Raw genomic sequence first — 23,451 nt, 5'->3', positions numbered from 1 at the left:
CACCCCCTCCTACTCGATTGTCTTTTTTTAGAATGCAAGGGCAAGTCAGCCAATATCATTAACTAAACGTTTAACTTTTTTCAGCAAGGGTACTGAAAACCAAGAAACTGATTCATTGAAAGGATGATAGATTTGCCGCCATCACTCAATATAAAGATAAATGGGATAGAAATGAAGGCAGAACAGGATCAAACCGTTTTGCAGTTATTAAATGACAGCTCGATCGAAATTCCTCAGGTCTGCTTCCATCCCAGCCTGGGAGCAATAGAAACCTGTGATACCTGCATTGTTTCCGTGAATGGAGAACTTGTGCGGTCTTGCTCCACAAAAATTAAAGATGGAGACGAAATCGATACGGTGGAACCTGATGTAAAACAGGCACAGACTATTGCCATGGATAAAATTCTCTTTAATCATGAGCTGTATTGTACGGTTTGTGACTATAACAACGGGGGATGTGAAGTACATAATACGGTTAAGGCGATGAAAATCAATCATCAAAGCATCCCGTTTGATCATAAGCCATATGAAAAAGATGAATCTCACCCATTTTACAGATATGACCCGGATCAGTGCATTCTTTGCGGCAGATGTGTGGAAGCCTGTCAGGATGTCCAGGTTACTGAAACCCTAACAATTGATTGGGAGAGACAGAGACCAAGAGTTATCTGGGATAATGATGTGCCCATTAACGAGTCCTCCTGTGTTTCCTGTGGACACTGCTCCACTGTTTGTCCGTGTAATGCCATGATGGAAAAGGGGATGGAAGGCGAAGCAGGGTTTCTGACTGGCATAGCCAAAAACACTCTTCGTCCAATGATTGAAATCACTAAAAATGTTGAAACAGGATATGGCTCCATCCTGGCAATATCCGATATGGAAGCTGCTATGCGGGAAGAGAAAATTAAAAAGACCAAAACCGTCTGCACATATTGCGGGGTCGGCTGCAGCTTTGATGTATGGACAAAAGGCCGCGAAATATTGAAGGTTGAGCCTCAGGCAGAAGCGCCCGCCAATGGCATTTCTACATGTGTAAAAGGGAAATTTGGCTGGGACTTTGTAAATAGTGAGGAACGTTTAACCAAACCGCTAATCAGGGAAGGCGATTCATTCCGTGAAGCAGAATGGGACGAAGCTCTGGACCTGATTGCCCGGAAATTTACAGAAATCAAAGAAAAGCATGGCCCGGATGCGCTAAGCTTTATTACTTCTTCTAAATGCACCAATGAAGAGTCGTATCTCATGCAGAAGCTTGGCAGGGCAGTGGCAGGGACGAACAATATTGATAATTGTTCAAGGTATTGCCAGACTCCAGCTACGGTAGGCTTATTCCGAACTGTTGGATATGGCGGTGATGCAGGGTCTATAGAAGATATTAAAAACTCCGAATTAGTGCTGATAATCGGCTCCAATACATCGGAATCCCACCCGGTTCTTTCCACCAGGGTGAAACGATCCCAGAAGCTTAACGGCCAGAAAGTAATCGTGGCTGACTTGAGGGAACACGAAATGGCACAGCGTTCGGATCTGTTTGTGCGTCCTAGAGCCGGTACTGATATGGTATGGCTTTCTGCCATTACGAAATACATTATCGATCAGGGCTGGGCGGATGAGAAGTTTCTTCAGGAAAAAGTAAACGGACTGGAGGAATTTGTATCAAATCTGGAGAAATATACGCTGGAATTTGCAGAAGAAACAACCGGTATCTCCAGAGACAATCTAATCAAAATGGCTGAAATGATTCATGAAGCCGAAAGTGTTTCTGCATTATGGGCAATGGGTGTCACGCAGCATCTAGGAGGCAGTGATGCAAGCACAGCCATTTCAAATCTCTTGCTAGTAACCGGCAATTACGCTAAGCCTGGTGCAGGTGCATATCCATTAAGGGGCCATAATAATGTACAGGGGGCAGGAGATTTCGGAAGCAGTCCTGATAATTTGCCTGGTTACCAAAAGGTGTCAGATCCTGATGTGAGAAGGAAGTTCGAAAATGCCTGGGGTGTAAAGCTTCCTGAAAAAGCCGGATTGAATAATCACGAGATGGTAGAGGGAGTTCATGAGGGGCAGCTGAAAGCAATGTATTTGAAGGGCGAAGATATGGGGCTTGTGGATTCCAACATCAATTATGTGCAGGCAGCATTTGAGAAGCTTGATTTCTTTGTCGTACAGGATATTTTTCTATCCCGTACTGCTGAGTTTGCAGATGTTGTTCTCCCGGCAAGCCCAAGTCTGGAAAAGGAAGGGACATTTACGAACACAGAAAGAAGAATCCAGCGTCTGTACAAGGCGTTTGAGCCCCTTGGAGATTCAAAGCCGGATTGGCAGATTATTACTGAAGTTGCGAATCGCCTAGGAGCAGGCTGGACGTATACACATCCAAGCGAAGTAATGGCCGAAGCAGCAAAGCTTATGCCTCTATACGCTGGCGTTACCTATGATAGATTGGAAGGATACAATAGTCTGCAATGGCCTGTCGCTGAGGACGGAACTGACACTCCACTCCTCTATACGGATGGCTTCCCGTTCCCGGATGGCAAGGCAAGACTTTATCCGGTAGATTGGACTCCTGCTCTTGAATTCCCGGCGGAATATGATATCCATGTCAATAATGGCCGTCTCCTGGAGCATTTCCATGAAGGGAATATGACATATAAGTCAAAAGGAATCAGCTCTAAAACACCGGAAGTGTTCCTTGAGGTATCACCGGAGCTGGCAAGGGAGCGAGGATTGAAAGACGGCACGCTTGTTCGACTGACTTCACCGTATGGCAATGTTAAAGTTAAATGCCATATAACCGACAGGGTAAAAGGAAAGGAAGTTTACCTTCCTATGAATGATAGAGGAGACGCGGCCATAAATTTATTAACAAGCAGCTATGCCGACAAGGATACTGATACACCGGCATATAAGGAAACAAAGGTAAAGCTTGAAATTCTGAGAGAAGAAGGCAGCAATCCACTTCCTAGAATTAATCACCGCTATGGCAATCCGCAGCCGCAAATAGGTGTAAATGTCCAAAAGAAATGGGCAAGGAAAGATTATATTTTCCCGGGAGAATTGGTGAAAAAGGAGCGGAAGCAGCATGGCTAAAGCGATTAATAACATCAAGCGTTTTGAATTGTCACCCGAGGATAAACGTAAAAAAGACCTTGAAGAAGTGGAGAATGCCCTCATAGAAAATAAGGAACCCATACTTGAGCTTCTGACAGCGGTCGGGCATATGCATGAACGGGGAGTCCTCTCATTATTGAATGGGCTATTTGGACAGGGAGATAAAGTTTTAAATGTCCTTGTTAAAGCATTAGATAAACCAGAAGCCACAAATACAATAAAAAACCTGCTCCTTATGGTTGGAACCCTCGGAACTATAAATGTCCAGCAGCTTGAACCCTTGCTGTTAAAATTAAATTCAGGTATTGCAAGAGTGGCTGATTATAAAGAAACCGACGAAAAAACAAGCTACTTTGATCTTGTCAGGGCATTGAAAGATCCGGAAGTCAATCGGGCAGTTACCCTCCTGATCACCTTTTTAAAAGGAATGGGCGAAGATACAAGCGCCATGGAAAGGAACACCCAGCTACCGGAAGATCAGAAAATACACAAAATGGAGAATAACGAAAGTGATGTTCCTCCAAACAAGAGAGAATGAAAGCAAGCCAGTGACCGCTACGGTCACTGGCTCTTTATTATATATAATAAAAATAGGTATATAGACTCAAATTTTTACATTATTATCTTATAAACCAAAAATATAGCAGAAATTTGTGGAAAAATGGAAAACCATGTACTAGAATTGCAATAAGGATAGATAAATAGGTATACCCAATACATACATCATTTGAGAAGGTATTAGAAAGAGGGTAATTAAGTGGGCATCATAAATGAAGGTAGTTTCATTGAAACAGTCCACATGAAAGGGTTGCAAATCTCCCTGATTGCTTCGGGGGATGGGACAGAGGTTATTTATCATAGGCTGGAGCCAGATGCAAGGTGGGGACTGGAACCGTTAGAAGGCGGCGGTGAAACGCTGGAATATCTTCATATGCTTTCCGGTGAACTGCTATTAAAAGATTCTAATGGAGAAAAAACGCTAAGACCCGGTGATTCGTTCCAAAGATGTCCTGTAACTGAACATCATATTTTTCAATCAATAGGTCAATCTGAATTTTTATATGTAACCTCTAATCCAGTATTTCATTACTATAGCAAAGTAACAAATGAATTAAGAGATTTGGTCATATCAATTGAAGAAAAAGATGGATATACAAGTGACCATTGCGATAGAATTACAAAAATGTCAATGCTCATGGCTGACGCGCTTGATTTAAATTCCCGGCAAATTTTAAAACTTAATCTTGCTGCATTCTTGCATGATATAGGAAAAGTAAAGGTGCCCGTTGAGATTCTTCAAAAACCGGGTAAATTAACCTCTGATGAGTGGGATTTAATGAAACAGCATTCGACGTTTGGACGCGAAATATTGCAAGAAACAGGTCTGCCGAGTTTAATAGAAGCAGGCGAAGTGGTAGAGCAGCATCATGAAAGATTTGATGGAACAGGATATCCCAAAGGACTTAAAGGGGATGAAATTGCAATCGAGGCTGCCATTATTTCTGTTGTAGACTCATTTGATGCAATGACTACTGATCGTGTTTATCAGAAAGGCAGAAGTGTACTTGAAGCAATAGATGAACTTATACAAAATCGGGGTACCATGTACAATCCAGAGATCGTTGATACATTTATTAAAATAAAAGAAAAATTAGTGAAAATTTAAAGGGGGAATAATAATGAAGAAAGCAGCAATTGTTCTATTAAGTTTGATGTTAGTACTTGTTTTCAACGCGAAGACGTCAGAGGCTGCATATTTACCTGAATATGATAAATATGTAGAAGTATCGTATCAAGAAGCTAGGTATATAGCTGATTTAATGGGGTTACAGGACTATGAATTAGGTGAAGAAACAGCAAGATTGTCATTTGAATTGCAGGAAGGATTAATTGCAAAGATCGAGAAAGTCCTCAGAACGGAAATTGACCATTATTATATCTGGTTAACCGTGGATGGCGAAACGGTTCTGGGTATAGATCCTCCACATCCAATGTTTTAAGAGAAGGCAAGTCAAAGAAAAGCTTTGACTTGCCTTTTTTTAAGGATTTCTAACACATATATACGCTTAATACATTTGCATATTCAAATTTTCAGCATAAATGTGAACTGAATTTAGATCCTTTTTAAATGATAAAGAGGGTGTCAGCCCCCTCTTTTTAATCTTCCTCCCCTGAAACGATCCTTTCAGAATGAGAATAAACATTAAAAGCCTGACCTCGAATAAAGCCAACCGCTGTAATATTTAGGTCTTCAGCCAGCTTGATGGCTAAATCAGTCGGTGCTGATTTTGATAGGATGATGCCAACTCCAATTTTGGCGGCTTTTAGCAGGACTTCCGAAGAGATTCTGCCGCTGAATGCAATGACTTTATCTCTTACAGAAATCCTGTTTTCAATGCAATAACCAAGGATTTTATCCAGTGCATTATGCCGGCCAATGTCTGTTCTGCTGACAATCATTTCATCTGCAGAAAATAAGGCGGCATTATGTACTCCTCCGGTTTCTTGAAAAATCAGGCTGCCATCCTGAAGCTGTTTCATAAAAGAGATGCACTGGCTGGGAGACAAGGTCAGCTTTGATGTAGAAGTTCTGGCTGTCCTGGCATCATTGTGAAAATAAAATTGCCTGCTCTTTCCGCAGCATGAACCAATAAACCGCTTGGAGTGGAATTCATGGCTTGCTGTAGAAGTTTGGGTATGCAGCTCTACATATGCAAAACCTTTGCTTTCATCTATTTGAATATCCTTGATTTCTTCAAATCTCCTGATAAAGCCTTCAGAAGCCAAAAAGCCGATTGTTAATTCCCGAATATTCTCTGGGCTGCAGACCATTGTTGCGAACTCTTCTCCATTTAGGTGAATGGTGAGAGGGTGTTCAGAAACAATTGAATCTTCTGCTTCCTGCAAAACTCCATTCTGAAATCTGACAATTTTTCTGCTGCTTTGAATATCCATTAATTTTCCCCCTAAAACCTTTCGACTAACAAAATATTAGCATAAAATTTCAGTTTACAAGAAATTTAGATTGTTTAGTTTGACAATAATTGTATTAATTGATTAACTTATTAAAGTGTATACAGACTTGTATAAATGAGATTATACATGAAATTAGAGTTTATGAGGGCTGGAATATGAACAAATATGAAGCTGAATTCAGTAACTTAGTGCGCTCCTTCCGGAAAAAACATATGGGCAAAGGACCAAGCAAGGTTAGGACCACGTTCTGCAAAAATTGGGCTATTTGTGAAATGGAAGGGAATTTATCTCCTGTAGAAAAGTTTATAGCGAGTGCAGACGAAGGGAAACAAATGCTTCGGGCTGCCAGAACAGAAATGGTCAAGGAAATGTATAAAAAGAATCGGCCGGAAGAAATGGAAGATTTTTTGCAGGCAAGGCTAATAGACCTTTTTGTGGACATTGATATAGAACGGGATTTTGGAATGTCAGTATTTGTATTCGATCAGGACATTCAAAGCAAGTTTATGGAATAAAAAGACTGAAATCTGGAAGATATATTCTGGATTCCAGTCTTTTTTATTTTTTTGGTATCCTTCTTACAACTCACGTTTGATATCTTCATATGTGTAAAATAAGGAATTATGTCACATAAGAATGGCGAAAAAAGGGGTTTAATGTCACGTTTGAAATATTTTTGTAATATTACTCTAACAAGTCTGTCAAATAAGGATGGTATAATCCTCCATGGAAAGACAAATTTACTAGAGACAAAACTGAAAAGATATACATAGATAAATAGTTTGATATACGGCTGTTTAATAGACCGAGTACATATTAGAAAGCAGGGTAATGACTTTGAAAAAAAGACTCCTCGTTTTAAATACGACAATTATTCTTGGGCTTGGAAGTGCTTTTTCAATCCCGGGAGTAAATGCTGAATCAATTAATAAGCTCGAGAATCAAAAAAGCCAAATCCAGCAGCAGCGTTCCAATTTGCAGGCTACATTGGCTGAAGCTGATAAGGAACTGGTAAGTGTACTTGAAGAAATTGCAGAGTTAAATGCTAAAATTACTAAAGTTGAAAAAGCAATTGAAGATAATAATAAATTAATAGCAGAAACGAAAACTAATATTACTGATACAAAAGCCGAAGTAGAAAAATTGAAGGAAGAAATGGCGATCATCGAGGATAGAATTGAAAAGAGAAGTGCTATACTGAAGCAGCGTGCACAATCTTTCCAGGAAAGCGGCGGATCGGTTGCATACCTGGATGTTCTTCTTGGTGCTTCCAGTTTCAGTGATTTCGTTGACCGTGTCGGAGCAGTAACTACATTTGTTCAGGCAGACAAACAATTACTGGAAGAACAGGAACAGGATAAAAAAGCTTTTGAAGAAAAGAAGGCTGCAGTAGAAGAAGAGCTTGCAGGATTAACAAGCATGATGACTGAGTTAAAGGGCATGCAGGCTACTATGGAAGAGCAAAAACAGCAAAATAGCTCATTAATCCAGCAGTTAAAAGAAAAGGAAAACTCTATTGCTGATAAAAAGGCAAAGCTGCAGAGTGAAGATGTTAAATACGCATCATTGATTGCTCAAATCGAACAAAGCATTGCGGCCCAGACAGCACCGGCAGCTCAATCTGTACCGGCAGCCCAGTCAGTGGCTTCAGCACCATCAGACTCAGCTGCAGTGAATAAGCAAAAACCTGCTGCCCAAAAAACAAAAGGTTCCAGCACGTCTGCTCCAAAGCCAAGCGTTAATGGCGGAAGCGCAATCAGCATTGTTACGACTGCAGGCAATAAATATATCGGTAATTCTGTTTATGTGTTTGGCGGCGGCAGAAATGCTTATGATATCGCAAATGGAAGATTTGATTGCTCAGGCTTTGTACACTGGTCATTCTCCCAGGCAGGAATCAGTGTCGGAGCTAGCACAGATTCTCTTAAATTTGCCGGACGCCAGGTTTCAGCAAGCGAGATGAGAGCGGGAGATCTTGTTTTCTTTGATACCTACAAAAGGGATGGCCATGTAGGCATTTACCTCGGCGGCGGTAAATTTATCGGTTCCCAAAGTTCTACGGGAGTTGCGATTGCAAATATGTCAAGCGGCTATTGGAAAACTAAGTTTAACGGCCGTGTTGTACGCATTATAGAATAGTGAAATGAACCTGACTTCCATGTGAAATTTGGAAGTCAGGTTTTTTTTTGATCCTATCTGAGTTAGAGGTAGAAACAGGTTCGGACTCAAGTTATCGAATTTGCAGCACCTGAGTCCGAAGTAGAACCAAGTTCAGACTTAAATTTCAAGATTTGACCTGTCAGAGTCAGAAGTTACTCTAAGTTCGGACTTAAATTTCAAGATTTGACCTGTCAGAGTCAGAAGTTACTCTAAGTTCGGACTCAGTTTACAAGATTTCCTCTATCTGAGTCAGAAGTTTCGCCAAGTTCGGACTCAGTCTCCTATATTCCCTCTAGTTGAGTCAGAAGTTTCGCCAAGTTCGGACTCAGTCTCCTATATTCCCTCTATTTGAGTCAGAAGTTACGCCAGGTTCGGACTCAGTTTACAAGATTTCCTCTATCTGAGTCAGAAGTTACTCAAAGTTCGGACTCAGTTTACAAGATTTCCTCCATCTGAGTCAGAAGTTACTCAAAGTTCGCACTCAATCTCCTATATTCCCTCTATTTGAGTCAGAAGCTACGCCAGGTTCGGCCCTCATCTCCTAAATTTCCTCCACATGAGTCCGAATTTGCCCCCCGCGCCCAAACAAAAACCCTATCCATAAAAAACTCGCAAATTTTTAATAAATTCAAAATATTTTATTGATTATTACAATTAAGCATGATTAAATAGTAAATAACAAACAACTTATCAGATATGTGATGTCTGCAAAGAAAGGGGGGCGTGAGGATGAATGTGAAAAAGATTTCAACACGCAAAATTTCTGAGATTGCTGCTGAGCAAATTGAAGATATGATTGCCAAAGGATCCTTTAAGCCTGGGGATAAGCTTCCTTCAGTAAGAGAGCTGTGCGAATTATTCGGCGTAGGACGGTCAGCTGTAAGAGACGCCCTAACCTCTTTGCAGGGCAAAGGAATTGTGCAGGTTAAACAGGGGGAAGGCACTTATATAACCAGGTTTGATTCTTCTAAGCTGTTTATCAATCCGCATTTGCATCCGGACATAAAAGACATCCAGGAGTTGTTCCAGGCAAGAAAAATGGTGGAAACAGGGCTTGCTGAAATGGCAGCTGCAAATCGGTCGGATAAGGATTTGGCAATGATGAAGACGCTGATTTCCGATGCAGCCATACATGGATGGGAGGAGGATTACCAGTTTCATATGGCGATTGCCCGTGCAGCAGGTAATGATATCCTTATCCAATTTGTGCAGTTCATTTCTGAAACATTAAAAAAGTCCATGATTGATTTTCACCATTACCTCGAAACACGGGCTGACATTGCGAGGAAAATTGAAGAGCAGCATTTGGAGATCTATTTGTCTATTAAAAATCAGCAGCCGGATCAGGCACATAAGAACATGGTTGACCATTTAGAATTGGTTGAGAAACTATTGCAGATGAGTATCCTTCAGGAGCAATGATGTTTTTTTAATTAATATTAGAAACACTGTTTGTTATTACGAAACAAAAGGCGGTGGATAGTTTGATTGCAGCAGAATCAATAAGTAAGTTAAAGGCTTCTTTAAGGGAAGACCAGATTAGTAAAAATGAATCTTCAAGCCCATTTGGCAATTCCGGAGAAATGGTTGTTTTTCCGGAAACAGAAGAGGAAATTGCAGCTGTACTTAAGCACTCAGATTCGAATGGTTTAACCATCAACATTATGGGCGGAGGCACAAAGCGGGGGTTCGGTGGCTTAACCGAAAAAACGGATATTCTTCTATCGCTTGATAAATATACAGGGATTGTGGAACACACGCCCGGTGATATGACGTTAACAGTAAAAGCCGGAACTCGCTTTAAAGATCTTCAGGATTATCTGGCACAGCATAATCAAAAAATATCACTCGATCCTTATTGGCCTGAAAATGCCACAATAGGCGGGATCATTGCAGCAAATGAAAGCGGACCCAAAAGATTGGGCTACGGTTCAGCCCGTGATGCAGTCATTGGTTTAAGGACTGTATACCCTGATGGAAAAGTAATCCGATCCGGTGGAAGAGTCGTAAAAAATGTGGCCGGCTATGATATGAATAAACTATTTATTGGTGCGATGGGCACACTTGGTGTCATTTCTGAGATCACCTTAAAGCTTCGCCCTATACCTAAGTGCGAGAGCCTGGTTCTTGTTTCGTTTCCACAAGGAAACCTGGAGGGAATTAAAGCTTTTGCAGTGAAGGTTTTGGACTCTATGATTGAACCTGTCTCACTTGAACTCCTGAATCCGGCACTTTCTGATAAGTTAGCCGGAATAAACGCCTACACTATAGCGATGGGTTTTGAAGATGTGGAAAGCTCTGTCCGCTATCAGGAAGAATTCGTGAGGAATATGCTGCCTGAAGATGCGGAATTGTTTATAAATCCAAAGGAAAAAGCCGATTTGTTTTGGCACCGGTTTTACAGGCACATCCCCAATGGATTGGATGGGGAATTGCCAATCCAAACCGAAGCAACCCTTAAAATTGGAACTGTAAATCTTGAAGCGTTGAACTTGTTAAAGGAAACGGAACTGCTGAAGGACCGATTTAATGTAAAGATCGAGTCGCATGGAGGACTTGGCCATGGATTGAGTCAAGTAACCATCAGAGGTGCAGAGTGTGATGTCTCCAATGCCGTCACACTGGTACGGCAGAGTGCTGAAAATGCAGGCGGATATGCAATTGTCAAACATCTTCCATTCCAGCTCCGGAGAAAAGTGGAGATATGGGGCAATAAACCGTCTTATTTCTTTTTGCTGCAGGGCATAAAAACAAAGGTTGATCCAAATAAAACATTAAATCCAAACAGATTTATAGGAGGGATTTAAATGAGCGTGCGGGAACTCGATTTAAAGCAAGAACCGCCATGTACTTCAGGATTGGGAAATTATTTATGGAGCGATCCGCCCGATGAAAAGAAATGGGCTGACTGTGTCCATTGCGGCATGTGTTTGGAATCTTGCCCGACATATGAACAGACAGGCCAGGAACAGCATTCTCCAAGGGGCCGGGTTCACTTAATTAAATCAGTCGCAGAAGGAAAGCTTCAAGTAAATGAGCAATTCATGGACCCGGTGTTTCAATGTCTGGATTGCCGCGCCTGTACAACTGCATGCCCGGCTGATGTCGATGTGGGCGGTTTGATTGAGGAAGCACGGGGCCAGATTCGTCAGGCAATGCCATTAACAGGTGTAAAAGGAGCCATCAGCAAATTTTTTCTTCATGATCTATTCCCGCACCAGAATCGCTTAAATACGCTCGGCAGCCTTCTGAGATTCTATCAAAAGAGTGGCATGCAAAAAGCTGTCCGGAAAACTAAATTAATCAATGTCATGCCGCAGCACCTAGTAGATATGGAATCCATCATGCCTGAAGTGAAAGAACCTGTTAAAAAGAAATATAAAGACGTAAAAGTAATAAAAGCAACAGGGGAGACAAAGCAGGAAGTTGCCATGCTGACCGGCTGTGTAATGGATGTCATGTTCAGTGATATTAATGAATCCACCATCAACGTACTGACCAGGAATGGAAATGATGTTGTCATTCCACAAAACCAGACTTGCTGCGGAGCCCTGCATGTTCACGCTGGAGACCGTGATATGGGCAGGAAGCTGGCAAAGCAGAATATGGAGGCATTCAAGGACTTTGATAAAGTGATCGTTAATGCTGCCGGGTGTGGGTGCATGATGAAGGAATACGCAGAATTATTTAAGGAAGACCCGGAAATGCATGCAAAAGCGGAAGAGTTTTCTGAAAAGGTAGAGGATATTTCAAAATTTCTTCATGAAACAGGCTATGAAAAGCCAAAGGCTGAGATGAACACTAGAATAACTTATCATGATGCCTGTCATTTAGCGCATGGACAGGGGATCCGGCAGCAGCCGCGCGATATTCTCCTTGATATTCCCGGTGTAGACATGGTTCATATGCCTAATTCAGACCGCTGCTGCGGAAGTGCAGGTATCTACAATATTACCAATCCTGAAATGGCCAATGCGGTCCTTGAAAGCAAAATGGAGAATGTTCCCGATGATGTGGAAATGATCTCGATGGGTAATCCCGGCTGTATGCTGCAGATGGCAATGGGAGTTCAAAAATACGGCAGAAACCAGAAAATCGTCCATACAGTCCAGCTTCTGGACTGGGCTTATCAAAAGGAAGACCGTATGCGGGAGGGAGAAGAGTGAAAGCAAAAGACCGGGTTAAATCAAAGGACAAACACATCTTAAATTTGGCTGATATCGTTGGCGGTGCCCGTTCCATTCTTTACCTGAAAGAAGATCTTGTTGCCTATGACTGTGACGGCTTTACGATTCATAAACATCTGCCGAAGGCCGTCGTTTTTCCTAAAAACACACAAGAAGTGGCGGAGATTGTTAAATATTGCTCTGAAAACGATCTTCCCTTCCTGGCAAGGGGAGCAGGGACAGGGCTAAGCGGCGGAGCCATACCGCTTAATGGAGAAATCATTATCAGTATGGTCAGGATGAAAAAGCTTATTAGCGTAGATCTGGAAAATCGCCGTGCCGTTGTAGAGCCTGGATTTGTCAATCTGAAACTCACCAATTCCATATCCGATAAAGGATATTATTACGCACCAGATCCATCAAGCCAATATTGCTGTACCATTGGGGGCAATGTGGCAGAAAATGCCGGCGGTGCACATTGTCTGAAATACGGAGTCACGACAAACCATATTCTTGGACTTGAAGTTGTCATGCCTAATGGCGAAATAGTGGAAATAGGTAAAGACGGTATTCCGGATGCTCCAGGATATGATTTGCTTGGTCTGATAACAGGTTCTGAAGGAACCCTTGGCATTGTAACAAAAATAACAGTGAGGGTTCTGAAAAATCCTGAAGGAAAACAGACCGTTCTTGCCTACTTTGATCGTGTTGATGATGGTAGCCAGGCTGTATCGGACATAATTTCTGCAGGTATAGTGCCGGCAGCCCTTGAAATGATGGATAAAACTGCGATTGAAGGGGTGGAAGCTGCTGCTTTTCCGGTAGGCCATCCTAAAGATATCGAAGCAGTGCTCCTGATTGAAGTGGATGGGATTGCTGCGGGAATTCAGGAACAGATTGACCAGATCCTCGAGGTATGCCGAAAGAGGAATGTCCGTGAAGTCCGGGCGGCCGGAAGTGAAGAGGAAAGAGCCAGATGGTGGGCGAACCGGAAGACCGGCTTTGGTGCAATGGGAGCCATTTCTCCTGATTATCTGGTACAGGATGGAGTTATTCCCCGAAGCAGGCTGCCTGAGGTTTTAAACAGAATCAATCAGATCAGCAGTGAATCGGGTTTGAGGATTGCGAATATATTTCATGCAGGAGACGGAAATCTTCACCCCCTTGTTCTTTTTGATGCACGGGTACCGGGAGAATCAGAGAAAGCGCTTGAAGCTGGAAGCCAATGTCTGAAGGTATGCGCGGATGTTGGAGGGACCATTACTGGAGAACATGGCGTCGGCATTGAGAAGCGGGAGGAAATGCGTTTTGTTTTCACAGAAGAGGAAATTGCTGCCCAGACAGAGATCCGGGAAGTCTTTAATCCCCATAATCTTTTAAATGCAGGAAAGCTGTTCCCATCGCCGGGCAGATGTGCGGAAGTTAAAAAAGAGATGAAGGCCCAGGCAATTTCATAAAAAATTGCCAGCCTTTCCTTGTGAAAGGCTGGCATTGAAATCAGAGAAGAATAAAATTGTGTGAAAATTATTGAAAATACTTTTGAAAACATGCTATTATTTTTTTAAGAGAAAGCCAGAAACGCCGTTTCGTAATAAGAAACAGCGGAAATCAAAAGCAATCGAAGGAGGAAATGATTAATGGAGAATTATATTAAAAGAGGAAGCCTGCAGGTTGCAAGTGAGCTCTATGAATTTATCAATTCCGAGGCTTTGCCGGGAAGCTTCGTTGATCAGGAGCAATTCTGGTCAGGTTTGGAAGCGCTTATAAATGATCTGACCCCTAAGAATAAAGCATTGCTTGCAAAGCGTGATGAAATTCAGCATAAGCTGAACACATGGCACAGGGAAAACAAGGATTTTGATTTTAATAGCTATAAGTCATTTTTGGAAGAGATCGGCTATCTTGAGCCAAAAGCCGAGGATTTTAAAATTACTACAGAAAATGTGGATGAAGAAGTAGCTGTGAAGGCCGGACCGCAATTGGTCGTTCCAGTTAATAACGGGAGATATGCGATCAATGCAGCAAATGCCCGGTGGGGAAGCTTGTACGATGCACTTTATGGAACCGATGCAATCAGTGAAGAAAATGGGGCAAATAGGGACGGCGGATATAATCCTGTAAGGGGAGAAAAGGTTATTGCATTTGCCAGGGAATTCCTTGACCAAACTGTTCCTCTCTCAAGCGGTTCGCATAAAGAGGCTGTACAGTACAAGGTTGATGAAGGGAAACTGGCAGTTGTGCTGGGCAATGGGGAAACTGTAAAACTAAGAGAAGAAGCAAAGTTTGCCGGATACCAGGGAGAGCAGAATCAGCCTTCTGCGGTACTCTTAAAGAATAATGGCCTTTATTTTGAGATTCAGTTTGACAGAAGCCACCCAATTGGAAAAACGGATGATGCCGGGGTGAAGGATGTTTTACTTGAAGCTGCAATTACCACAATTATGGACTGTGAGGATTCAGTAACAGCAGTTGATGCTGAAGACAAGGTCCTTGTATACCGCAACTGGCTCGGTTTAATGAAAGGTGACCTTTCCGCAGCCTTCACTAAGGGCTCTAAATCAATGACACGTAAATTGAATCCTGACCGTTCATATGTGTCTGCTGAAGGGAAGGAGTTTTCATTACCTGGACGCTCATTAATGTTTGTCAGGAATGTCGGACATTTAATGTCCATTAACGCTATTTTGGATGCAGAAGGAAATGAAGTGCAGGAAGGGATCCTCGATACGGTAGTTACTTCCCTGATCGGGAAGCATACATTGCTTGGAAATGGACCATACCAAAACACATCTGAGGGATCCATTTATATCGTTAAGCCAAAAATGCACGGTTCCAAAGAGGTTGCTTTTGCAAACGAGTTATTTGACCGGACGGAAGATCTGCTTGGACTGGAGCGGAACACACTGAAAATTGGTGTAATGGATGAGGAGCGTCGTACATCCTTGAATCTTGCAGCCTGCATCCGTGAAGTAAAGGAGCGCATTGTTTTCATAAACACCGGATTCCTTGACCGTACAGGGGATGAGATGCACACTTCCATGGAAGCTGGCCCGATGATCCGCAAGAATGATATGAAAGCAACAGCCTGGCTAAAAGGCTATGAAAAATCCAATGTCAATACAGGCCTTGAAGCAGGCTTCCAGGGACGTGCGCAAATTGGAAAAGGCATGTGGGCTATGCCTGATATGATGGCAGATATGATGGAGCAAAAGATCGGGCATTTGAACGCCGGCGCCAATACTGCCTGGGTACCGTCTCCAACTGCAGCCACCCTTCATGCATTGCATTACCATCAGGTAGAAGTTCAGAAGGTGCAAAACAAGCTGATGGAGGAAGTTACAGACCTTCGTGACGAAATTCTGCAGATACCGGTTGCAGAAAATCCGCAATGGACTCAAGAGGAGATCCAGGAAGAACTGGAAAACAACGCACAGGGTATCCTCGGATATGTGGTACGCTGGGTTGAGCAGGGCATCGGCTGTTCCAAAGTTCCTGATATCAATAATATTGGTTTAATGGAGGACCGTGCGACATTAAGGATTTCGAGCCAGCATGTTGCAAATTGGCTTCACCATGGCATCTGCACGAAGGAACAAGTGCTTGAGACACTTAAGAAAATGGCTAAGGTAGTAGATGAACAAAACAGTGGAGATACCGCATACCGCCCAATGGCAGCTGATTTCGATCAATCGGTTGCATTCCAGGCAGCATGTGACCTTGTTTTCGAAGGCTATGATCAGCCAAACGGCTATACAGAACCAATCCTGCACCGCCGCCGTCTTGAAGCGAAATCCAAGTATGCAGTAAAACAGTAATAGTGTAGAACAGGGCATGAATGTGCCCTGTTTTTCTAAGACTGATTTCGCAAGGTTTGTTCCTTTATATATATTGTTGCAGAGTTGATTGGAGCGGAAATCAACGGACAACATTGTTGGTGTTAAATACAACATTTTATACGAAAAGAGCCTTTTCTAGAGATCTGCAGGCTTAAAGTTACCGAGGGGAGAGGAAGAAAAATGAAGTTTACAAGATATGAAGTTAATGGAGCAGTACATGAAGGAGTATTAGAAGAGGGCATTTATAAAGAAATTAAAGGGGATATTTTTGGAGATTGGGAGTATACAGGCCAGAGCTTTTCGCAGAATGAAGCAAAGCAGCTTGCACCCCTGGTTCCTAATCAGATCATTGGAATTGGAGCCAACTATGTGTCCGAAAAATCGGATTTGCCTGAGACACTCCCTGAAATTCCTGTATTCTTCTTCAAGCCTGTATCTTCTGTTATTGGACCAGATGAGGATATTATCATTCCTGAAGGCATTGAAGAGGTGAAATTCGAATCAGAACTGGCTGTCGTCATTGGCAGAGAAGCAAAAAATATAGCAGAGTCAGATGTTCTTGATTATGTTTTCGGCTACACAGTGGGGAATGATGTTACTGCTCCGCAATTTTTCCATAATGATGGACATTGGACAATTGGCAAATCCTTTGACAGTTTTACTCCGCTGGGTCCCGTAATCGAAACTGAACTGGATCCGTTTGAAATAAAGGTTGAAGCAAAATTAAACGGCACAGAAAAGCAGAACAGCAGCACAGATCTCATGATTATTCCAATTCGTAAAATGATTTCATACCTGTCTAATGTCATGACACTGAAGCCGGGTGACGTAATCCTTACAGGAAGTCCTGTTGGAGCTGAGATGGTCAGGTCAGGTGATGTTATCGAATGTGAAATCAAAGAGATTGGAACACTGCGCAATAGATTTGCAGTGGCACGTGAAAGCGCAAAAACGGTATAATTCAAGTAAATTGAATTATGGCATTTGCACCTGGGGTGAATATTGTGGAAAGAGAAAATATGGTCAAGTCCGTCAGCAGGGCGCTGGATATAATTACATTGATCAGCCTGAAAAAAACCGGTCTTGGCGTAACGGAAATTGCCAATCAGATAGACATCAACAAAAGCTCTGTTTACCGTATTCTATCTACTCTGGTTCAGTACGGATATATAGAGCAGGACGCCGAAACCGGCAAGTACAAATTAGGGTATAAATTCCTAGAGATCAGTTCAAAGCTGCTTGAATCAATCGATTTGCGTGCAGAAGCAATGCCTTTTCTGCAGGAGCTTGAAAATGAAACAAATGAAGTCATTCATTTAGTCGTTTACGATCAGGGAGAGGTTGTGTACATCGAGAAGCTTGAGGGCAATGAAACATTAAGAATGCATTCGAAAGTCGGGAAACGCGCTCCCATGCATTGCACATCTGTCGGCAAGGCCATTCTGGCACACCTGCCTTCAAGCATTGTGTCCGATATTCTTGAAAGAAAAGGGATGCCGGTCCATACAGATAAAACCATAACGGATAAAGAAGAATTCATGAAAGAATTGGGTCAGGTAAGGCAAAAAGGATTTGCTCTTGATCTTGAAGAAAATGAATATGGAATTACGTGTGTTGCCGTTCCTATTTTTGACCACCTTGGCAAGGTTATTGCTGCAGTCAGTATTTCAGGCCCGACCATGAGAATGACAGCTGATCGGCTTGATGCATTAAAATCCAAAATGGTAAAGACAGGGCAAGGAATTTCAGCACGTCTTGGTCATGTAAGCCCAATCAATTAGTAATTAGCTCGATATATCTCGATAAAAAGATATATTGAGCTAATTTTTTTGTATATACATACAAATTTTTTTGTGTAAATACATAGATTAAATTTTCCAAATATTATTGAAATTGTGAAAAATGTTTGTATAATGTAAATAAGCCTAGTGCCATGTTGTATAACAAAACCATTATAGTTATATAACATGTTTTGCTATCCGCAACAAAGTGCAATCATTGTTCGCTATTACAAAACAAAGGGGGAAACGTAATTTGAGTACTGGAATGTTAGCTTTACTATCTTTATTGCCAATTATTGCAGTTGCAGTATTTCTTGTCGGATTGAGATGGCCGGCAAGTAAGGCGATGCCAATCTCATACCTTGTAGCAGTAGTTCTTGCTCTTTTTGTATGGAAAGTTTCAGGTGCAAAAGTTGCCGCTGCATCCATCAATGGCCTAGTTGTTGCCGGAACACTTCTTTATATTATTTTCGGCGCTATTCTGCTTCTAAATACCCTTCAGGAAAGCGGCGGTTTAAAAACCATTCGTCAGGGATTCACAGATATATCGCCTGACCGCCGAATACAAGTAATTATCATAGCCTGGCTGTTTGGTTCTTTCATTGAAGGAGCGTCCGGGTTTGGTACTCCAGCCGCTGTAGCAGTCCCGCTATTAGTGGGCCTTGGCTTTCCGGCTATGGCCGCAGTTATTGCCGGGATGGTCATTCAAAGTACACCGGTGTCATTCGGTGCTGTAGGGACACCGATGCTTGTCGGCGTTCAGACCGGTTTATCGGGCAATGCAAGCCTTACCGATAACCTGCTTGGGTTGGTAACTCAAATCGCAGGACAAGTAGCCATTCTCCACATGATTGCCGGCACATTGATTCCTTTATTTGTAGTAGCTTTAATGACAAGATTTTTCGGCAAAAATAAATCATTTACGGAAGGGATAAAAATCTGGAAGTTTGCACTATTTGCTGCATTTGCCATGACGATCCCTTATGTAATTGTAGCGAATGTCCTTGGACCTGAATTCCCATCAATGATCGGGGGATTAGCTGGTTTAGCAATTGTTGTTTTTGCAGCTAAAAAAGGCTTTCTTATGCCGCCAAAGGATCAGGTTTGGGATTTTGAAGAGAAATCCAAGTGGGATCCTGAATGGACTGGCAAGCTGGAAATCAAAGCTGTTGCCCATAAGAGCGGAAGCATGAGCATGATGCGTGCGTGGACTCCTTATGTTTTAGTTGGCCTATTCTTAGTATTGTCAAGGTTGAAATCGCTTCCATTTTTAGAGTTGCTTCAGGCGTGGACGGTCAAATTTGAAAACATTTTTGATTCCGGCATCACTTCAAGCTTCCAGCCGCTGTATTTGCCGGGAACGATTTTTATTCTTGTATCTGTTATCACTTATTTTATCCATGGAATGAATTCCAGTTCATACAAAAAAGCCTGGGCAGATTCGGGAAAGACAACTGTAGCTGCTTCAACAGCTTTAATTTTCACAGTTCCGATGGTACAGGTATTTATCAACACCGGCGGGGGAGAAGCGGGCTATAATCAGATGCCGATCGAGCTTGCGAACGGTGCTGCAGCTCTTGCTGGAGAATTCTGGCCGTTCTTTGCGACCTTCATCGGGGGTCTAGGAGCCTTTATTGCAGGAAGTAATACCGTCAGTAATATGATGTTTGCATTATTCCAATATGACGTCGGCTCACAGATCGGGGTGGATGCAACCTGGATTGTAGCCCTTCAGGCAGTCGGAGGAGCAGCTGGGAACATGATTTGTGTGCATAACGTCGTTGCTGCATCAGCTGTTGTGGGTCTTGTTGGAAAAGAAGGCACTGTCATCCGCAAAACGTTATTCCCATTCTTCTACTATGCCCTGCTGGCAGGATCTGTAGGTTACTCGATTGTCTGGTATTCGCAAAAAGGGATTTTCAATATCGGTTCCTTCATTGCAGTTGCCATCGCAGTCGCAGCTGTTTATATAATTGCAACAAATAACAGGCGTTCCAACATGATTTTGCCTCCGCCACCGGTGAATGTGAAATCTGCTAAATAAGAACACTTTTGACTGGTTTAGCCCTTTGGCTGAACCAGTTTTTTTCTTTTTATAAAAAGTTTAATTTCCCCCTTCTCTTTTCCAATTACTTGTAATATAATCTAACTGTGTCAACTGTACTAGGAATCATAGTACACTGCATACAGATGGGAGGGCAAGCATGTTTGAATTGGATGTAAGGAGCCGAAAACCTATATATGAACAGCTGGTTGAGCGGCTTAAAGAGCTGATCATCACAGAGGTCTTAACAGCAGATGAACAGCTGCCTTCCGTTCGAACGCTGGCCCAGCAGCTGACGATCAATCCTAATACCATTCAGAAGGCATATAGGGAGCTTGAGTCCCAGGGCTATATTTATTCCATAAAAGGGAAAGGCAGTTTTGTCAGTGCAGCGACACCCAATCTGAACAGCGAAAAAATAGAAAAAGTGAAAAATGAACTATCAAAGCTTTTATCAGAGGCTTTATACCTTGGAATCACAAAAAATGAATTATACAAGCTCATACAGGAAATAGAAGCAGCTATAGGGGGAGGGATAGAAGATGATCAAAATCCGTAATGTGCGAAAATCTTTCGAGGAGATGGATGCTGTCGAAAATGTCTGCATTGAAGTGAATAAAGGGTCCATATACGGCTTGCTTGGTTCCAATGGAGCCGGAAAAACAACACTTTTAAAGCTGTTGGCAGGCATCTATGCAGAGGATGAAGGAAGCATTGCCATTGACGGCCAGCCGGTGTTCGAGAACCCGCAAATGAAAGATAAGATCTTTTTTATTCAGGATCATCCCTATTTTCTGCCTCAATATACAGTTAAGCAGATGGCGCAATTTTATAAAAATATTTACAGCATGTGGGATGAAGAACGATTTGAAGAACTGGCTGCTATTTTTGAAATGGATATACATAAAAAGATTCATAGATTCTCCAAAGGCATTCAGAGGCAGGCTGCTTTTATCCTTGCTTTGTCTGCCAGGCCGGAAGTGTTAATTTTGGATGAGCCTATGGACGGGCTTGATCCCGTAATGAGGAAGAAAGTGAAAAGCCTGATGATCGATGAGGTTGCTGAAAGAGAAATGACAATTCTTATTTCCTCTCATAATCTGCGCGAAGTGGAAGACCTATGTGATTTTATAGGCATTATGCATAATGGGCGCATGATTCTGGAAAAAGATCTTGATGACCTTAAAACAGATACACATAAAATTCAGGTTGCCTTTAAAGGATCTGTACCAGCCATTTTCGATTCGCTGAAGATCCTTCATAAAGAAAAAAGAGGCAGCATTGTGATCTGCATTGTAAAGGGAGATGCAAAGGAAATATCGTCATATGTAGAACAATTTAAACCAGTGATTTTCGATATGCTTCCCCTGACATTAGAGGAGATTTTCATTTATGAAATGGGGGACATTGGATATGCAGTCCAAAACATCCTTGATTAAAAGCGAAATTTTAAAAACGATTTTCAGAAGTGTCGGCTGGGTCTCCATTGTGTATTTTCTCGGCCTGTTCTTTGCCATTCCTCTTGATATCATAATGAATTCTTCAGAGGAACAGCGGAAATTCCTGGACATTGACAATCTGTTTCAATACAACTTCCAGCTCCAATTTATTTTTAGTATATCAGTACCGGTGGCCTTGTCTGTGTTCTTATTCAGGTTTACACAGGTAAAGCAATATAGCGATTTAATGCACAGCCTCCCGGTTAAAAGGGAATCCATTTTCCATCAATATGCTTTAACAGGAATCATGCTATTAATTTTGCCGGTTTTACTCATTGCTTTGATTATCCTGGTTCTTTACCAGCCCATGAATTTGCAGGATTTTTATTCAATGGGGGAAATCCTCAATTGGGTGGGCATCACGCTTTTATTTAATATTGTAATTTACCTGACAGGTGTTTCTGTAGGAATGCTGTCGGGATTATCGGCGGTACAGGGTGTGTTAACGTATATTTTTCTCCTGCTCCCTGTAGGTCTGATCATTTTAGTTTCTATTAATTTGCCTTTCTATTTATTCGGTTTTCCAGGCCAATACTATATGACAAGCAAATTCGAAAAGTTCTCTCCCTTGATTGCATTTACTCAGATGAATATGCGCACACCGTCAAATGTGGAGACTGCTGTTTATCTCATACTTATTGTGTCCCTGTATTTTCTTGGCTTGCAGATCTATAAAAGGAGAAGAATGGAGGCAGTCTCCCACGCGCTTGTTTTTCCGATAACAAAGCCCATTTTTAAATTTGGTGTGACGTTTTGCACGATGCTTCTTGGGGGCGGTTATTTCGGTGAGATGCAGGGCGGCACGAGCTGGATTATCGCGGGATATGTTTTTGGAGCACTAATTGGATATGCGGCGGCCGAAATGGTTCTCCAGAAATCATGGCGAGTGACTATTCATGTAAAAGGATTGTTGGTCTATACAGCCATAATGGCGGCTTTCTTCCTCTTATTCCAATTTGACTTGACTCAGTATGAAAAAAGCATACCGCAGAGCAATGAAATTGAGCGGGTCCATTTCAGCGAGAGCTTTTACCTTTATAATGATATTGATCATGAGGAACCGCTATATTTAAAAGAATACGAGAATATTGATTTGGTCAGAAGGTTTCATGAAAAGCTTGTAAAGGATGAAAACAGACAGGCTCAGGTTTCAGGCCGCGGTTCCGTTTTTATTGTGTATGAACTGAAGAATGGTGAAAAGCTGGTCCGTGATTACAGCATTAACAAAAGGGAATATAAGCCATATCTTAAGCTGATTTATGAATCGGATGAATATAAAATGGCAACAAATGAAATCTATCAGGTACCAGAAGATGAAACTACTAAAATCACGATTACCCCATCAGGGCCAGTTACAAAGCGGGCGGTCATTACAGACAAAGAAGAACTTAAAGAAGCTGTTCAGATATTGACTGAGGAAGTGGATACTGCTTCATATGAGGAGCTTCAGGGAATTGATGAGCCATATGCTCATATTGAGATTTATTATAATGACAGCAAAAAAGCCTATATGACCTGGAATCCTTCTTATACGAGGTTTGAGGAATGGCTGAAAGAAAAGTCATTGCTGAATGATGCAAAAGTGAATAGCAATGATATTTCTTATGCACTGGCTGCAAAAGCGGAGGATATCGATATTAACTTTGCGGCAGGGTACTCTTATGAGGAAGTTTTTGAAAAGATGAGTGACAGTAAATCATCAATCAAAATTACAGATAAAGAACAAATAGAAAGCAGTTTGAGTAATTCAAATGGGTACATTGAAGAAGAATATATAATTGCATTCTATTTTGATGAACAAAGGACAATGGATATTAAGAGCTTTACTGAAAAAACAGTGCCTGAATTTATAAAGGAACGGCTTCAATAATACGGGAG

At 42.0% G+C, this 23,451-nt stretch carries 18 protein-coding genes; 17 read left to right on the top strand and 1 reads right to left on the bottom strand.

Going from position 1 to position 23,451, the window contains the following annotated elements; translation table 11 throughout:
- The first annotated feature begins 123 nt into the window (after positions 1 to 123).
- The 4 genes from fdhF (at position 124) to CE058_RS17670 (ending at position 5,111) form a co-directional block, all read left to right on the top strand.
- Complete coding sequence (gene fdhF / locus CE058_RS17685) at positions 124 to 3,090, top strand: formate dehydrogenase subunit alpha (protein WP_163144419.1); 2,967 nt, start codon at positions 124 to 126, stop codon at positions 3,088 to 3,090.
- Positions 3,083 to 3,649 carry a helical membrane plugin domain-containing protein gene (locus tag CE058_RS17680; protein WP_163144417.1) on the top strand — a complete coding sequence of 189 codons (567 nt, stop codon included), beginning with the start codon at positions 3,083 to 3,085 and terminating at the stop codon, positions 3,647 to 3,649. The genes fdhF and CE058_RS17680 overlap by 8 nt, the downstream gene beginning before the upstream one ends.
- A 219-nt stretch (positions 3,650 to 3,868) precedes the next feature.
- Positions 3,869 to 4,777, top strand: coding sequence for an HD-GYP domain-containing protein (locus tag CE058_RS17675; RefSeq protein WP_163144415.1), 909 nt, complete (start codon positions 3,869 to 3,871; stop codon positions 4,775 to 4,777).
- A gap of 13 nt (positions 4,778 to 4,790) precedes the next feature.
- Complete coding sequence (locus CE058_RS17670; RefSeq protein ID WP_163144413.1) at positions 4,791 to 5,111, top strand: 8-amino-7-oxononanoate synthase; 321 nt, start codon at positions 4,791 to 4,793, stop codon at positions 5,109 to 5,111.
- Between the two features lie 157 nt (positions 5,112 to 5,268).
- On the opposite strand, the gene fdhD is transcribed toward CE058_RS17670, so the two are convergent.
- A complete protein-coding gene (fdhD, locus tag CE058_RS17665; protein ID WP_163144411.1) occupies positions 5,269 to 6,066 on the bottom strand; it encodes a formate dehydrogenase accessory sulfurtransferase FdhD in 798 nt (265 codons plus the stop codon).
- A 176-nt stretch (positions 6,067 to 6,242) separates the two neighbouring features.
- Between fdhD and CE058_RS17660 the strand changes: the two genes are divergently transcribed.
- The 13 genes from CE058_RS17660 to CE058_RS17600 all read left to right on the top strand — a co-directional run bounded on the left by CE058_RS17660 (position 6,243) and on the right by CE058_RS17600 (position 23,443).
- Positions 6,243 to 6,602, top strand: coding sequence for a Na-translocating system protein MpsC family protein (locus CE058_RS17660; protein ID WP_163144409.1), 360 nt, complete (start codon positions 6,243 to 6,245; stop codon positions 6,600 to 6,602).
- A gap of 316 nt (positions 6,603 to 6,918) precedes the next feature.
- Complete coding sequence (locus CE058_RS17655; protein WP_163144407.1) at positions 6,919 to 8,226, top strand: C40 family peptidase; 1,308 nt, start codon at positions 6,919 to 6,921, stop codon at positions 8,224 to 8,226.
- Between the two features lie 750 nt (positions 8,227 to 8,976).
- Entirely contained in the window at positions 8,977 to 9,669 is a 693-nt protein-coding gene (locus CE058_RS17650) for a FadR/GntR family transcriptional regulator (protein ID WP_048011045.1), read from the top strand.
- A 62-nt stretch (positions 9,670 to 9,731) separates the two neighbouring features.
- Positions 9,732 to 11,054, top strand: a complete 1,323-nt coding sequence (locus CE058_RS17645; RefSeq protein ID WP_163144405.1) for an FAD-binding oxidoreductase — start codon at positions 9,732 to 9,734, stop codon at positions 11,052 to 11,054.
- A complete protein-coding gene (locus CE058_RS17640; RefSeq protein WP_163144403.1) occupies positions 11,055 to 12,413 on the top strand; it encodes a (Fe-S)-binding protein in 1,359 nt (452 codons plus the stop codon).
- Positions 12,410 to 13,870 carry an FAD-linked oxidase C-terminal domain-containing protein gene (locus CE058_RS17635; protein ID WP_163144401.1) on the top strand — a complete coding sequence of 487 codons (1,461 nt, stop codon included), beginning with the start codon at positions 12,410 to 12,412 and terminating at the stop codon, positions 13,868 to 13,870. Before CE058_RS17640 ends, CE058_RS17635 begins: the two co-directional genes overlap by 4 nt.
- A gap of 180 nt (positions 13,871 to 14,050) precedes the next feature.
- Positions 14,051 to 16,228, top strand: a complete 2,178-nt coding sequence (locus CE058_RS17630) for a malate synthase G (RefSeq protein WP_163144399.1) — start codon at positions 14,051 to 14,053, stop codon at positions 16,226 to 16,228.
- A 201-nt stretch (positions 16,229 to 16,429) separates the two neighbouring features.
- The gene (locus CE058_RS17625; RefSeq protein ID WP_163144398.1) at positions 16,430 to 17,209 is read left to right on the top strand and encodes a fumarylacetoacetate hydrolase family protein; all 780 of its coding nucleotides are present in this window, start codon (positions 16,430 to 16,432) and stop codon (positions 17,207 to 17,209) included.
- A gap of 44 nt (positions 17,210 to 17,253) precedes the next feature.
- Positions 17,254 to 18,030, top strand: a complete 777-nt coding sequence (locus CE058_RS17620; RefSeq protein ID WP_163144396.1) for an IclR family transcriptional regulator — start codon at positions 17,254 to 17,256, stop codon at positions 18,028 to 18,030.
- 253 nt (positions 18,031 to 18,283) lie between these two features.
- Entirely contained in the window at positions 18,284 to 20,074 is a 1,791-nt protein-coding gene (locus CE058_RS17615; protein WP_163144394.1) for an L-lactate permease, read from the top strand.
- 160 nt (positions 20,075 to 20,234) lie between these two features.
- Positions 20,235 to 20,633 carry a GntR family transcriptional regulator gene (locus tag CE058_RS17610; protein WP_163144393.1) on the top strand — a complete coding sequence of 133 codons (399 nt, stop codon included), beginning with the start codon at positions 20,235 to 20,237 and terminating at the stop codon, positions 20,631 to 20,633.
- Positions 20,617 to 21,513: an ABC transporter ATP-binding protein gene (locus CE058_RS17605; RefSeq protein WP_163144391.1), complete on the top strand. Its 897-nt coding sequence runs from the start codon at positions 20,617 to 20,619 to the stop codon at positions 21,511 to 21,513. Before CE058_RS17610 ends, CE058_RS17605 begins: the two co-directional genes overlap by 17 nt.
- A complete protein-coding gene (locus CE058_RS17600) occupies positions 21,467 to 23,443 on the top strand; it encodes a DUF6449 domain-containing protein (RefSeq protein WP_163144389.1) in 1,977 nt (658 codons plus the stop codon). The genes CE058_RS17605 and CE058_RS17600 overlap by 47 nt, the downstream gene beginning before the upstream one ends.
- Positions 23,444 to 23,451 lie beyond the last annotated feature (8 nt).

The sequence above is a fragment of the Bacillus sp. 22-7 genome (assembly GCF_010628845.1).
GTDB lineage: Bacteria > Bacillota > Bacilli > Bacillales > Cytobacillaceae > Cytobacillus > Cytobacillus firmus_B.
This window is presented reverse-complemented; position numbering and strand designations above follow the sequence as displayed.